12 protein-coding genes and 1 tRNA gene are annotated in these 14,485 nt (G+C 62.2%); 1 reads left to right on the forward strand and 12 read right to left on the reverse strand.

The window, feature by feature from the left end; translation table 11 throughout:
* Window positions 1-66: 66 nt before the first annotated feature.
* From LAB08_RS14850 to LAB08_RS14885, 8 genes are all read right to left on the reverse strand, one after another.
* Window positions 67-1,077, reverse strand: a complete 1,011-nt coding sequence (locus tag LAB08_RS14850) for a YeiH family protein (protein ID WP_096511404.1) — start codon at window positions 1,075-1,077, stop codon at window positions 67-69.
* Window positions 1,074-1,400, reverse strand: coding sequence for a Rieske (2Fe-2S) protein (locus LAB08_RS14855; RefSeq protein ID WP_096511403.1), 327 nt, complete (start codon window positions 1,398-1,400; stop codon window positions 1,074-1,076). The genes LAB08_RS14850 and LAB08_RS14855 overlap by 4 nt, the downstream gene beginning before the upstream one ends.
* Window positions 1,397-2,059 carry a DsbA family oxidoreductase gene (locus LAB08_RS14860; RefSeq protein ID WP_096511401.1) on the reverse strand — a complete coding sequence of 221 codons (663 nt, stop codon included), beginning with the start codon at window positions 2,057-2,059 and terminating at the stop codon, window positions 1,397-1,399. The genes LAB08_RS14855 and LAB08_RS14860 overlap by 4 nt, the downstream gene beginning before the upstream one ends.
* Window positions 2,056-3,378 (reverse strand): MFS transporter, encoded by a 1,323-nt coding sequence (locus LAB08_RS14865; RefSeq protein ID WP_096511399.1) that lies wholly within the window; start codon window positions 3,376-3,378, stop codon window positions 2,056-2,058. Before LAB08_RS14865 ends, LAB08_RS14860 begins: the two co-directional genes overlap by 4 nt.
* 91 nt (window positions 3,379-3,469) lie before the next feature.
* Window positions 3,470-4,522, reverse strand: a complete 1,053-nt coding sequence (locus LAB08_RS14870; RefSeq protein WP_096511397.1) for a beta-keto acid cleavage family enzyme — start codon at window positions 4,520-4,522, stop codon at window positions 3,470-3,472.
* 88 nt (window positions 4,523-4,610) lie between these two features.
* The gene (locus LAB08_RS14875) at window positions 4,611-5,459 is read right to left on the reverse strand and encodes a TauD/TfdA dioxygenase family protein (RefSeq protein ID WP_096511395.1); all 849 of its coding nucleotides are present in this window, start codon (window positions 5,457-5,459) and stop codon (window positions 4,611-4,613) included.
* 14 nt (window positions 5,460-5,473) lie between these two features.
* The gene (locus LAB08_RS14880; RefSeq protein ID WP_096511393.1) at window positions 5,474-6,454 is read right to left on the reverse strand and encodes a quinone oxidoreductase family protein; all 981 of its coding nucleotides are present in this window, start codon (window positions 6,452-6,454) and stop codon (window positions 5,474-5,476) included.
* Between the two features lie 268 nt (window positions 6,455-6,722).
* A complete protein-coding gene (locus tag LAB08_RS14885) occupies window positions 6,723-7,811 on the reverse strand; it encodes an AI-2E family transporter (protein WP_096511391.1) in 1,089 nt (362 codons plus the stop codon).
* A 175-nt stretch (window positions 7,812-7,986) separates the two neighbouring features.
* Between LAB08_RS14885 and LAB08_RS14890 the strand changes: the two genes are divergently transcribed.
* Window positions 7,987-9,321, forward strand: coding sequence for an OprD family porin (locus LAB08_RS14890; RefSeq protein WP_096511389.1), 1,335 nt, complete (start codon window positions 7,987-7,989; stop codon window positions 9,319-9,321).
* A gap of 554 nt (window positions 9,322-9,875) precedes the next feature.
* On the opposite strand, the gene LAB08_RS14895 is transcribed toward LAB08_RS14890, so the two are convergent.
* From LAB08_RS14895 to fdhE, 4 genes are all read right to left on the reverse strand, one after another.
* Window positions 9,876-9,971 (reverse strand) — tRNA-Sec (locus tag LAB08_RS14895).
* Between the two features lie 6 nt (window positions 9,972-9,977).
* Window positions 9,978-11,885 carry a selenocysteine-specific translation elongation factor gene (selB, locus tag LAB08_RS14900; protein ID WP_096511387.1) on the reverse strand — a complete coding sequence of 636 codons (1,908 nt, stop codon included), beginning with the start codon at window positions 11,883-11,885 and terminating at the stop codon, window positions 9,978-9,980.
* Window positions 11,886-11,909: 24 nt separating this feature from the next.
* On the reverse strand, window positions 11,910-13,325 hold the full coding sequence (gene selA, locus LAB08_RS14905; protein ID WP_096511385.1) for an L-seryl-tRNA(Sec) selenium transferase: 1,416 nt from the start codon (window positions 13,323-13,325) through the stop codon (window positions 11,910-11,912).
* Window positions 13,326-13,557: 232 nt separating this feature from the next.
* Window positions 13,558-14,484, reverse strand: coding sequence for a formate dehydrogenase accessory protein FdhE (gene fdhE / locus LAB08_RS14910; protein ID WP_096511383.1), 927 nt, complete (start codon window positions 14,482-14,484; stop codon window positions 13,558-13,560).
* Between the last annotated feature and the right edge of the window lies 1 nt (window position 14,485).

Here is a 14,485-nt window from a genome sequence, read left to right on the forward strand (position 1 = left end):
GCCGCACTGCGTTGGAGTGAACGCAATGCAACGCCGCTCGTAAGAAGGGACCGCGTGATGCCGGGTTTACATGCCCCAGTGCAGCAATAGCAGCACAAGCACCGCGAGGAATACTGTTTCCCCCACCATCAGCAGAATGGGTTTGATGCCGACGGCGGCCAGTTCCTTGAGTTGGGTTTTCATGCCCAGGGCGCTGATGGAAATCACCAGGCACCACCGCGACAACTCATTGACCGAGCCCTGTATCACCGGCGCGACCCATCCCGTGCTGTTGAGGCATGCGAGGGCCAGGAAACCGACGGCAAACCACGGCAATAGCGGTGGTCGTTTGCCCGTCGGGTCGGCACCTTGCATGCGGGTGATCATGGCGGCAGTGACAATCACCGGCAGCAGCATGGCGACCCGCATCAGCTTGACCACCGTGGCCGTGTCGCCCGTTTCGGTGGACATGCTGTATCCGGCGCCCACCACTTGGGCGACATCATGGATGGTGGCGCCGAGGAAGACCCCGGCCACCTGCGGCGAGAGCGACAGCCAATTGGCAATCATCGGATAAACGATCATCGCCGTCGTGGACAGTGCCGAGACACCAATCACGGTGAATAGCGTGGCCCGCTCTTTCTGCGGATGGTTAGGCAAGGCCGCCGCCAGCGCCAGCGCTGCCGAGGCACCGCAGATCGCTGTGGCGCCGCCGGTGAGCATGCCGAACAAACGCTGGAAGCCCAGCGCCTTGGCTGCCAGGACCGAAACGCCGATGGTCACCACCACCAGGATCACCACCAGCGCAAACGGTTTCCAGCCCAGCCCGGCGATCTGCTCAAGGGTGATGCGCATGCCCAGCAACGCCACGCCGATGCGCAATACGCTACGCGCGGTGAATTCGATGCCGGCCTTGCAAGGCCCTTCACCGGCGAGGAAGTTCAGGGCCATGCCGAGTAACAAGGCGAACAGCATGACTGGTGCACCGTAGTGCTCCGAAAGGAAAGACGCGGCGGCCGCGACAATCAGGCTGACGATAAATCCCGGCGCCAGTTCGCGGGTACGGCTATTGATGCGGGTCAGAGCAATGGCGCTCATGGCGCGGACTCCTCGGTAACGATGACAATGAACGCCTCGCCGTCGACTATTTCGACCGGGTAGTTGGCGACCTTGAGCTTGTTGGAATTGAGCAAGTAGCCACTGGCCAGATCGAATCGCAGCCCATGGGCACAGCATTGAATCACCCGACCGTCCAGTCGCCCGCCACACAGCGAGGCACCCTGGTGCGGGCAGCTGTCGTCGATGGCGAACAGCTCACCGCCGACGTTGAACAGTGCGAGGCTTTTGCCATCGAACTCGAAGAGCGATCGGCCCCCTGCCTGCGGGAATTTTCCGGCGGGCACACGTACACGCAGGCTCATGAGGGTTGTAACTCGCCGGTACGTTCGAGCAAGGCTTCGTACATGACGCCAAACAGTTTTTCGGCGGGATGTGCGCCGACCACCGTCACGCGCCGGTCAAACTGAAAACAGGGCACGCCACCGGTTGCCCCGGGGTTGCCGACAAAAGGCTCACCGTTGCCGTACAAGCAGTCAGCCACAAAGCCCGCCTCGAAGCCGCAGGACTGGGCGATGGCGATCAATGTCTCGCGATTGCCCAGATCCTCGCCGTAATGGAAGTACGCGGCGAACAAGCGTTCGAGCAATGCGTCACGCTGACGGGAATTACCCAGCACACTGACCCGCTCCAGCAGGCGATGGGCATCGGCCGTATTGGGCATCGTGGCAATGCGGCTGAAGTCGATGGTCTCCCCCACTGCCTGCGCGGCCTGTTGCACCTGGGCCTGGCGCATCTGCACGGCGTCGGCATTGCCCAGGCGCTTGCGATAAAACTCGGCAAAGGGTTCACCCTGTGCCGGCAGGTGTGGCAGCAGCTGCACGCCGTGCCAGACCGTGGTGAACGCCACGTCCGGCTGCCGGGCACGCAGCAGCTCCTGAGCCTGCTCCAGCTGGCGCTTGCCGATCAGGCACCAGGGACAGATGAAATCGAAAAACACATCAATACGTAAACGGCCACTCACAACTTCACCTCTAACCCTGGCGCATTGACTGCGTCAGGCACTTTCTGCCCCTTAATCCGGGCAATATCTTTGTGGTAATGGCACATGGCGTAAAAAAACACCGCCGCCGCCGCGACACTGACAAGGGGCACGATCTGGAAAGCACCGTGCAGGCCGATCGCATCGGACAGGCGCCCCGTAATGAACGGGCCCGGGGCCAGCCCCAGCATATTGTTGGCCAGCGTCAACGTCGCAAAAGCCGTGCCGTGGACCGAATAGTGCGTCAGGTTGGCGACCATGGCCCCGGCCGGGCCCGTGGTGCCTGCAACAACCAACATGCCCAGGCAGATCATTGCCAGTTGCACGGGCCCGGCGGGCAAGGCGAATGCCAGCGACAGCAGCATGCAACTGCCCAGGCAGTAAGCAATGGCCAGGGCGACCTTGCGCTCCGGCGAATGCCGGCACAGGCGATCGCTGAGCATTCCGCACAGAATCATCCCCGCGCCGCTGCACAACACGATGATCGCCGCCATGCCGCCGGCTTTGTCCGCGCCCATGTCGTAATAGCGATTGAGGTAGCTGGGCATCCACACAATCACGGTGCCGCCAACGAACAACTGCAAACCACTGCCGATGTAGGTCGCGATCACCGAGCGACTGGCAAACAGCGTGCGCAGCCTGGCCTTTGCCGCCGCCTTGTCCAGCACCTGCGCAGCACGCTGTGGAGCAATGCGAGACTCCTTGACGATGAGCGGATACAGCACCGCCAACAGCAGACCGAACAGCGCCATGCCGGCGAACGACCAGCGCCAGCCCAGCTTGGCGGCGATGGTGCCGCCCAACGCCATGCCCAGCACCGAGCCGAACATCCCGCCCGCCATGAACGCACTGGCCAGGGTTGCCCGCATGTGCTTGGGAAACACCGAAATCACCACGGCGATGCCGACGCTGCCGTAGGCCGCTTCGCCGACGCCCACCATGAACCGTGCGATGAACATTTGCGGGTAGTCCTGCGCCAGCGCGCAACCCAGGGTCGCCAGGCTCCACAGCAGGGCCATCAACGCCAGGCTCTTGACCCGACCGAACCGATCGGCCAGCAACGACAACGGAAACGTCAGCAAGCCGACCATCAAGGCCACGATGCCACTGAGCAGGCCGAGCTGGCTGTCGCTCAATGCCCATTCGCCCTTGAGCATCGGGAACACCGCGTTGAGTACCTGACGCGACATGTAATCGGAGATCAACAGGCCGAACGTCAGGGCGAAGACGATCCAGGCATATTTGCGCGCAACGTTGACGGTACAGTCGTCATCGTCGGCGGCGATTGGATGAAAGGCCATGCAGCCTCCTCGAAACGTTGTTTTTGTTGTTATCGAGCGTTTTTGACATACCACGGGCGAGAGATCATCGATCCCCCGCCCTTGCTACCGGTCAGCCGCGTTGCGGCACACCTTTCTGCCCGGCCTTGCGGTTGGGCGACATGCCGTTGGCCAACAGGGTTTCTTCGATGCTGTTGTACTTCACACCGATGCGATAGATCTCACGGGCTTCTTTGCCCGTGGCGATTTCGCGACCCAGTTCATGGGCGATGCGCACGGTTTGCTGGATCTGCGCCACCGAGCTGAAGCGGTCGCCCTTGTGATCAATGATAGTGTCTTCATTACCCACGCGCGGGTGCATCCCCATGGCCATCGACATGGTGTTGAACGGCATGACGTTCTTGAGCAGCGATTCGGAGGTCAGGGTGCAACCGTCCGGCGCGCGGTGGATGAAGTTGAAGAAGTTGAACGGGTTCGGGCCGTCGAAGCCGCCGCCGATGCCGATCCAGGTCAGGTTCAGCGGGCCCATGTATACGCCTCGGCGTACCAGACGCTCCAGGGTTTCCATGGCGTGCATGCCGGTCAACTGGAAGTGCGGCTGGATGCCGTTGTCCATCAGGCGCTTGAGGTGCTCGGCAACCCAGGCCGGGCCTGCCGGTACGGTCATTTCGCTGTAGGCCGCCTGAATCATCGGATTGGCCAGGGAGGTGCCTTCCAGGTATTCCGGGTACAGCAGCTCCATGATGTTCATTTGCGTGGTGTTGATCGCCACGGTCACTTGATCCGGTTTCGGCGTCAGTTCGGCCAGCATGTGGCGGGTATCGTCGGACAGCCACTTGGCCGCCTCACCATCACTTTCCGGGGCGAAGGAAATCGAACCGCCGACCTGGATGATCATGTCCGGCACGGCTTCACGCACGCCGGCGATCAGTTCGTTGAACTTGGACAGGCGCTTGGAGCCCTTGCCGTCCAATTCCCGCACGTGCAGGTGCAGCACGGTGGCCCCGGCTTCGTAGCAATCGACCGCTTTCTGGACTTGCTCGTCCATGGTCAGCGGGATGTCTTCCGGGAAGTCTTCAGGCATCCATTCCGGGCCGTACGGGGCCACGGTGATGACCACTTTTTCCATGTTTTCGGGGTGCAGGGAATCGTCGAAGAATTGCATGGTTTACTCCAGTTCTTATGATTGTCCCGCCCACCCGGATTCGTGCCGGGCAGGCGTGTTTACGAGAGCGAATGCAGAAGGGGGTGAATCAGTACGTCTTGTCGCCGATGATCCCGGCGCGTTCCATCTTGCGATGACACGGCGGGTAATCCATGACGGCGTAATGCTGGGTGCTGCGGTTGTCCCAGATGGCGATGCTGTTGGGCTTCCAGCGCCAGCGCACCTGGTACTCGGGGATGTAGGCCTGGCTGATCAGGTAGCGCAGCAGTTCGCTGGCGCCGGGGTTCGCGTCCTGGCCGAAGCGCACACGTTCGGGGGTGTGGTAGTTGCTGAAGTGGGTGGTGAAGGCGTTGACGAACAGCACCTTCTCACCGGTTTCCGGATGGGTGCGCACCACAGGGTGTTCGGCGTCCGGGTACATGGCCTTGAGGGCCAGGCGCTTTTCGATCGGCATGGCCGCGCCGAAGCTCGCTTCGATGCTGTGCCGGGCACGCAGGTCGGCGATCTTCAATTTCACATCTTCAGGCAGGTTTTCATACGCTTCGACCATGTTCGCCCACATGGTGTCACCGCCGACCGGTGGGCACTCCACGCAGCGCAGCACGCAACCCATGGGTGGCGCCTCGCGCCAGGTGGCGTCGGTGTGCCAGGCGTTTTCGTAGCGGTCCATCGGCTGGTCCGGCTTTTTGTAGATTTGCACCAGGCCGGGGTGATCCGGGTCACTGCCGGCCACCGGGTGATCCTCCAGCTCGCCGAAGCGCCGGGCGAACGCCACGTGCTCGGCGCGGCTGATGTTTTGATCACGCAGGAACACCACGCGATGGGTGAGCAACTGCGCACGAATCTCGGCAAACAGACCGTCGTCATGGATGGCGTCGGCGAGGTTGACGCCGATCAGTTCCGCGCCGATGTTGCAGGTCAATTGTTCGACTTTCACGGCAAGCTACTCCCTTAAATGACGAAAATCGACGAGCCGGTGGTCTTGCGCGATTCCAGGTCACGATGGGCCTGCACGGCATCCTGCAACGCATAGTGCTGGTTGATCTCGATCTTGATACGGCCGCTGCCGACGTGATCGAACAACTCACCGGCCAGCGCGGCCTTTTCCGCAGGGTCGGCGATGTAGTCGGCCAGTGCCGGCCGAGTCAGGTACAGCGAACCTTTCATCGCCAGCATCACGGGATCGAACGCCGGAATCGGGCCCGAAGCAGTCCCCACGCAGACCATCAGGCCGCGGCGCTTGAGCGAATCCAGAGACCCCATGAAAGTGTTCTTGCCGACGCTGTCGAACACCACGTTGACCCCGACGCCATCCGTCAGCTCACGAACGCGCTGGGCGACGTCTTCATGGCTGTAATTGATCACATGATCGCAACCATGGGCCCGGGCGATTTCGCCCTTGACCTCGGTGGACACGGTACCGATGACGGTCAGGCCCAGTAGCTTGGCCCATTGCGAAACGATCAGGCCAACACCACCGGCGGCGGCGTGCAGCAAAATGCTGTCGCCGGCCTTGAAGTCGTAAATGCGGCGCATCAGGTACGAAGACGTCAGTCCGCGCATGGTCATCGCCGCGGCAGTCTCGAAACCGATGGTTTCCGGAAGCTTGATCAGCGGCGCGGCCGGGATCAGGCGCTCGGTGCTGTAGGCGCCCAGGGTATTGAGAAACCCGGTGTAGGTGACGCGATCGCCCACCTGCACATTGGTCACCCCCTCCCCGACGGCCTGGACCACACCGGCGGCTTCGACCCCCATGCCGTTCGCCAGCGGAATCGCGTAGGTGCCATTGCGAAAGTAGGTGTCGGCATAGTTCAGGCCGACCGCCACGTGACGCAGCCGAACCTGACCAGGCCCGGGGTCACCTACTTCGACATCTTCATAGCGAAGGACTTCGGGACCACCGGTTTCGTAGAAGCGGACGGCTTTGGCCATGTTTTCTTATTCTCCAGTCTCAATTATTGGCGTGCAGCATCGAATTGCGCTGATTGGACTGTAGGTTCATGGCTGGTTCGTCGCTTCTCATCCGACGACAACGACTTTTCATTTCATGACAATTGAATCCGGTGCAGGGGGGCGAAATACCGGCCGTTTGCCGTTGGCCCGCTACACCAGTTTGTCCTGTTGATTGCGGGTTTCCATCAGCATGAACTGGTGGCATCGGGATCGAAGTGGAAGGGCTGCGGATTGAACCGTTGCCGGACTACAGGCCTCCCTCCTCCGGCGGCCGGGCCAGCACCCACTGCCAGAACAGTTTGTAGCCAACTGCCAGCACCACCGGGCCGATGAACAAACCAATGACGCCGCTGGTGACCATGCCGCCCAGGGCACCGATCAGCACCACCGGCATCGGTACGTCGACCCCGCGCCCCAGCAGCAACGGCTTGAGGACGTTGTCCACCAGCCCGGCGACAAACACGTAGATGGCAAACACGATGGTCGCGGTGCTGGCGCCCTCGGTGGCGAACACATAGGCAATCACCGGTATCGTAATGAGGGTCACCGGCAACTGCATGATGCCCAGCAATAGCACTGCCAACGCCAACAGCCCGGCACCGGGAACGCCCTTGAAGACAAACCCGAGGCCCACCAGCAGCATTTGGATGAACGCGATACCGACCACGCCGAGCGCTACGGCGCGGATCGTGGAGGTGCAGAGTTCGGCGATTTTCGGCCCTTTCTCCGGACCGCTGACCCGCGAAGCGATCTGCACCGCCGCACGGCTGCCGGCTTCGCCATAGGCCATGAAAATCCCGGCGATGATCAGCGCGAAGATAAACGTCAGAAACCCCATGCCGACGCCGGCCATTGTACCCAGCAGGGTCAGGCTGACGCCCTTGATTTGCGGTATGTACTTTGCCGTCAGGCTGGGCAGATCGGTGGCGGCCTGCAACCAGATAGCCGACAACGGCTTGCCTATCAGCGGCCACCCGGCGACGGACTCGGAGGGTGGCGGAATATGGATGCCTTGGTTCTGGACACTGGCCATGGCGTTCTGGACCGAGTCGGCAATCGAGGTGCCCAACAGGTATATCGGCACCATGAGAATCACGATGGACACCAGAATGATCAAGGTGGCAATGCGTCCTTCCTTCTGCCCCAGCGGTCCCGTGAGTTTTTCCTGCAACGGATAAAGGGTGATGGCCAGGATCACCGACCACAGCATCAGGTCGCGGAATGGACTGAAGATCTGAAAGCAGAACAGCACCAGAACCAAAATCAGCCCGGCGCGGATCAGGACATCGAGCAACCCGCGGGACATGGCCTTTTCTGAGAGCGGACTGGGCAACATGGATTCTCCTGGCAGTTCACTGCGAAGATTGGGGTCGGTTTGCCCAGCATAGACGCTCAACAGGCACTGCGTTTTTCTTGAAAAGAGCCAAAACCCAGCACACCGGCTCAATATTCGCGCTTCAATTCAAGTCACGATGCATGACGCCTGGCAAACACCGCCACAGGATTGACCCATGACGCTTTTCTCACAGATTTGCACGCCACGCCTGACTGTGTGGCTATCGTTGTTATTCGCCAGTTCGGGCGCAATGGCCGATGAGCCGGCGCAAAACGCACAAGGCTTTCTCGACGGGGCATCATTCGACGTGCTCAGCCGAAACTTTTACCTCAACAGTGACTATCGATCGCCTTCGCCCTCCGGCAAGAGCTATCGGCAGGAATGGGCGCAAGGTTTTATCGGCACCTTTCAGTCGGGATTCACGCCCGGCACGATTGGCTTCGGGCTCGATGCCCATGCCTTTTTGGGGCTGAAGCTGGATGGGGGCAAAGGCCATTCCGGCACGGGGCTGTTGCCGGTCGACAGTGACGGGCGCAGCGAGCCCAACTATTCCAGTGGCGGTGGTGCGCTGAAAATCAACGCGTCGCGAACCACGCTGGCCTACGGTGAGATGCTGGTGGAAACCCCGGTGTTCGACACCGCGGACAAACGCCTGCAACCGGAATATGCCACGGGTTTTCTGTTGAACAGCCGTGAAATCGAAGGCATGAACCTACAGGCCGGGCACTTTACGGCCTTCAAGAACCAGGACAGTTCGTCATCCAGGGGCGACTTTTTCGGATATGGGGCGAATACCGAAGCGGGCGGCATCTCGTTTCTGGGCGCCGATCTGTTCACGCAGAGCCCGCTGGGCGGCGCTCTATATGCCTCCGAGTTGACCGACACCTGGCACCAGTACTACGCCAATATGCATCTGAAGCAGGACCGCTGGTTCCTCGACGCCAACCTCTACCACACGCGGGATACCGGACAGGCACTCGCGGGTGCCATCGACAACACCGCGTTCAGTCTGTCGGGCAAATACACCCTCGATGCACAGGCCTTTACCCTGGCCTGGCAGAAAATCAATGGCGATACGCCCTTCGATTTTGTCGGTGGCGACTCGATCTACCTGGCCAACTCGATCAAGTACGCCGACTTCAATGGCGCGGGCGAACACTCCTGGCAGGCTCGCTACGACCTCGATCTGGCTGCGTTTGGCGTCCCCGGCCTGAAATTCATGACGCGTTATGTCAGGGGCAGCGGGATTGACGGCACCCATGCACCCCAGGGTGGCGCCTACAACCCGTTCGATCCGTCAACCGGCCAGTTCGTACCGCAACAAGGCGATGGCGGACGCCACTGGGAGCGTGACATCGACTTGCACTACATCGTGCAATCCGGAGCGGCCAAGGGTTTGTCCCTGCAGCTGTCCCATGTGTCCCATCGGGCCAATGCCGCCCAGGCCGGCGATGACATCGACAGGGTCTACGTGGTCATCCAGTACCCATTGGCCTTCGGCCCTTTCTAACCGGAAAATGGCGAAAGGTGCCGAAGTGCAAGCGAGTATCTACACAAACTCCGGTAATACGCGGACTTGTGGGAGCGAGCCTGCTCGCGAAGGCGGTCTGGCATCCACCATTGATGTCGACTGACACGGCCCCTTCGCGAGCAGGCTCGCTCCCACAAGGATTGGGTGCATCCGCGAAAGTCAGGTCGCCTCGTTTAACCAAGCCCTTGGTCATTGAAACTGGCGGAAGGTAGCCGGAGTCGAACAGGCCCGGGAACGGATGCCGTCCCCAACCGGGTTTGAAGCCCGGCCGCGCCACCGGGCGCGGTACCCGCTGGCCTTCGGCCCTTTCTAACCGGAAAATGGCGAAAGGTGCCGAAGTGCAAGCGAGTACCTGCACAAACTCTGGTAATACGCGGACTTGTGGGAGCGAGCCTGCTCGCGAAGGCGGTCTGGCATCCACCATTGATGTCGACTGACACGGCCCCTTCGCGAGCAGGCTCGCTCCCACAAGGATTGGGTGCATCCGCGAAAGTCAGGTCGCCTCGTTTAACCAGGTCCTTGGTCATTGAAACTGGCGGAAGGTAGCCGGAGTCGAACAGGCCCGGGAACGGATGCCGTCCCCAACCGGGTTTGAAGCCCGGCCGCGCCACCGGGCGCGATTACCTTCCTTGAAATCAGTGATCCGTTCGCCGGGCCAGTGCATTGTCCTGGCGGATATGGCGCTGGTCGCCGATTCGTCGCGTCAGGCCGAGCCGGTCGAAATATTCCAGAATCTGGATACTGCGCTTGCGTCCCAGGCCCACCGCATCGCGAAACGCCGCCACCTGAATCACCGGATTGGCGTCGGCCAGTTGCAACAGCATAGCCGCCAGACGATGGATCAGCGTGTCGGTGTAGAACAGGTCGCGCACCACCTGATGCATCAACCCCAACCGGGCCATTTTGCGCAATAACGCGCGCACCCTGGCTTCGTCATGACCCAGTTCGCGCACCCACGGTGGATCGAACCCGGCCGCCTCGAACAACGGCTGCAACTGATGCCACAGGGTTTCGTCATCCTCACTCAGGCGCACCTGATGACCGGGCATGTGCAGCCACGGGCCGTTGGCGGCAATGGCGCCGCTGGCCAACAATTCGTCGAGCAGGCTGATGAAGGTCGGGCGGTCGAGGGTCGTCCCTGTGAAACGGCGCAAACGATCACGGTCCGGGCCCATCTGATCCGGTTCCAATTCGTGAAAACGCGCCAGGTGTTGCAGCAACCCGGCTTTCAATGCCTGCCAGCGGGCAGCGTCGAAGAGTACCGGTCCCTGCCGTGTCTCGATCAACCGCACGTCTTCAGGCAATTCCCAGGTTGCCCGCGGACGGTTGAACTGGCGTTCCAGCCGCTGTGGATCGAGTCCTTTGTCGCTGTTGGCCAGCAACACCGGCAGTAGCGCTTCCAGACGAGCAGTACTGGCCAACACCTGAAGCTGTGCCAACCGTTCGGGGCTGCGGCGGTGACGGGTCGGCGCGAACGGGTCGAGTATCCGACCGCCACCGAGGGTGCGTTGCGCACTCTGGTCGCGCAGGATCAGCGGATCCCCCTTCACCGCCTGCACCGGCGCATTGAGCAGGATCTGCGCGAACATTCGCTCGCCCGGCGCCAGGCTGGCGCCTTCCAGCAACGCCACTCGCCCCGTCACGTCCTGAGTACCGATGTGCACATGCACCGGTTGAAAATGCTCGAAGGCACGAGGTTCGCCAGGCAACAGCTGAAAGTCGATGTCCAGGCGCTGGGTCGATGCGTACAGCCATTCGTTCGCTAGCCATTGACCGCGATGGATCTGCTCCAGCGCCAAGCGTTCGGCGTGCAGGTTCAACGCGACGCGCTGCCCGGCCGTAGCGCATTCGGCGGCTTGATTCTGCGCATGCAGGCCCCTTACCCGTACCGGTTTGCCGAGGGGGCCGAGCAACAGCGTATCGCCCACCACCACCTGCCCGGACAGCGCAGTGCCGGTCACCACGATACCCGCGCCGGCCACACTGAACGCCCGGTCGATCCACAGGCGAAAACCACCGTCGAGGCTGCGTTGCTGCACTTCAGCCTGTGCCTCGAGCAAGGCCTGACGCAGCACGTCGATGCCCTTCCCGGTAACGCTCGACAATGCAATCAGTGGCGCATCGGCATAAGGACCGGGCGCCAACAAGCGATTGATCTGCTCGCGCACGGCTTGCACACGGGACGGCTCGACCCGATCGCATTTGCTGATGGCCACCAATGTTCGCGGGATGCCGAGCAGTTCGACGATGGCCAGGTGTTCCCGGGTCTGCGGCATCACGCCGTCATCGGCGGCCACCACCAGCAGCACCAGGTCAATGCCCTGCGCCCCGGCGAGCATGTTGTGGGTGAAGCGCTCGTGACCGGGCACGTCGATGAATCCTGTGAGCGCCGCTCCCGGCTCCAGCGCCGCATAGAGGTAGCCCAGGTCGATGGTCATGCCGCGTTCGCGCTCTTCCCGCCGCCGATCACCGGCCTGCCCGGTCAGGGCCTGAAGCAATGCGGTCTTGCCGTGATCGATGTGCCCCGCGGTGCCGACAATCACCCTGCCCGTCCCTCCTGTTTGCAATCAAGCGTGCAAATGATCCAGTTGCGCCAGCCACGCCGGCTCGTCGTCCAGTTGCCGCAAATCCAGCCACAAGGCGTCGTCGTCGATGCGTCCGAGCACCGGGATCGGCAAGCCGCGCAAGGATTCCTCCAACCCATGCAGGCAGCGTCCGCGCAGGCGTTTCGAACTGTGCGGGCGCAGACACAGCGCGGCACTCGGCAAGCGCGCCACCGGTTGGCTGCCACTGCCGATCATGCCCAGCGCCGGCACTGCGCTGACGCTCCAGGCAGCACCCAACACCCGCGCCAGTGAAGGTTGCAGGCGTTCAGCCTGGGCGAGGATATCCGCCTGGGGGCGTGTCAGCAGGCGCAGGCTGGGCAGGCGTTCGGCCAATTGATCCGGGTTGCGGTACAGGCCCAGCACCGCTTCGAGGGCGACCAGGGTCAACTTGTCGACCCGCAACGCGCGTTTCAACGGGTTCTTCTTGATCCGGGCAATCAGGTCTTTGCGCCCGACAATCAACCCGGCCTGGGGCCCGCCGAGTAACTTGTCGCCACTGAAGGTGACGATGTCCGCGCCATCGAGCAAGGCCTGGCGCACCGTGGGCTCGGCGGGCAGTCCCCAGCGAGTCAGGTCCAGCAGGCTGCCGCTGCCAAGGTCTTCGAGCAGCGGCAAACCATGCTGGTGCGCCAGTTGCGCCAGCTCTGACGTCGGCACGCTGGTGGTGAATCCCTGAATGTTGTAATTGCTGGCGTGCACCCGCATCACCAGGCCACTGCGCGGACCGATGGCGGCTTCGTAATCCCGGGCATGGGTACGGTTAGTGGTGCCGACTTCGTGAAGCTTCACCCCGGCGCGGGCCATGATGTCGGGAATGCGGAACGCGCCGCCGATTTCGATCAGCTCGCCCCGGGAAATGATCCCCTCCTTGCGTGCCCCCAGGCTGTTGAGGGTCAGCAGCACCGCAGCCGCATTGTTGTTGACCACGGTCACCGCTTCGGCCCCGGTCAATTCTCGGATCAGCCCTTCAATGAGATCGTCGCGGTCGCCGCGCTTGCCGCTGTGCAGGTCGAATTCCAGATTCAACGGATAACGTGCAGCCATTTGCACAGCATCGATGGCCTCCTCCGGCAGCAAGGCACGACCCAGATTGGTGTGCAGCACGGTGCCGGTGAGGTTGAACACCCGGCGAACGTGACTGCGATGCTGGCTGGCCAGGCGCTCCCCGACTCGGCCCGCCAATACTTCGGGGCTTGTTTCGACGGCTTCGACCTGACCCTGCCGCAGGTTTTCACGCACCTCATCGAGCAATTGCCGCAAGGCACCCAACAATGCCTCGCGCCCATAACGCTCGGCCAATGGGCTACACGCCGGGTGACGCAGCAGGCTGTCGATGGAAGGCAGGTGCAGGATTTGGCTGGCAAGGCTTGCGGGCATCAGGTGCTCCGGAATACCAGGGGGTTGGCCGTGTCTGTCCCGACCCCATCGCGAGCAGGCTCGCTCCCACATTTGAATGCATACCCCTGTGGGAGCAATGCTTGCTCGCGATGGAAGTCCAGGCGATGCAATCATTCAGACAGTAGGCGTCATCGTTCACGACCATCGCGAGCAAGCATTGCTCCTACAGGTGATCGACGACATCCTTCGTGCCAGAGTGTAGACCCTGTGCTCACTCGTCTCCCGGTGCCAGCAACAGATTCGGAGCCAGCCGCTGGTAACCGTCCTGGGCCAGGCGCATGTCCAACATCAGGCTGGCAAGGTCCGCCGACAATGCTTCGGCACGGGCGTCGTTCTCCAGATAGAGCAGCTTCAGATAAGCATTGCAGCCCGGGCAGACCTCGGCCCGTAGAGGCGCCTGATTGGCGGCGTGGCGATCGTCTTCGAGGCTGAGGTACTCCAGGCCTTTGCTCTGTTCGCAGTACACGCACTTGACCCGCACCACGTGCCATTCGCAGGCACACAAGGAACAGACCAGATAGCGCAAACCGTTGTGCTTGCCACGATTGCGAATCACCCCGGCCATGGCCGGCGAACCGCAGGCCGGGCACTGGCTGAGGCTGTTGCCGGCGGTCAATTGCAGATTGGGTGTGCTCAGCAGCCAATGGCTCCAGGCGGTTTGCAGTGCCGCACCGAGGAACGGCACCAGGGCCGCCGGCACCAGTGAATACTGGCCACTGACCAGCGCCACCGCCCAGGCGCGGCGTTGTCCGGCGCCGGCTTCACGCAGGGTGTCCAGTGCCTCGGCCACGGCGGGTTGGTCGGGGGCGGCATAGCGCTGCAACAAGGCATCGAGCCAGCCCTGCCAATCATCCTCGCGGCTCAGGCTGTCGGCGGCGAATGGCGGCAGCCCATGTTCCAGGCACAACTCGATGCGTTGTCGGTCGAGGGGCTCGCTTTGCGGCGGATCATCCAGCACCTGCTGCTGCGCCCGGCACACCCCGGCCAGCAGGCGCAGGTAGTCGGCCAGCGGATGTCCTTCGGCCAGATGCTCAAGGCGCTCGGCGCGCAGACTGAACAGGTTGTGTGGCGGCAGGTGCAGAAACGGCGGCGAACCGGCCGCCGCTTCAATTTGTCCAGGTTCGAGGATGGTCGCCAAG

The organism is Pseudomonas izuensis, assembly GCF_002356535.2.
GTDB lineage: Bacteria > Pseudomonadota > Gammaproteobacteria > Pseudomonadales > Pseudomonadaceae > Aquipseudomonas > Aquipseudomonas izuensis.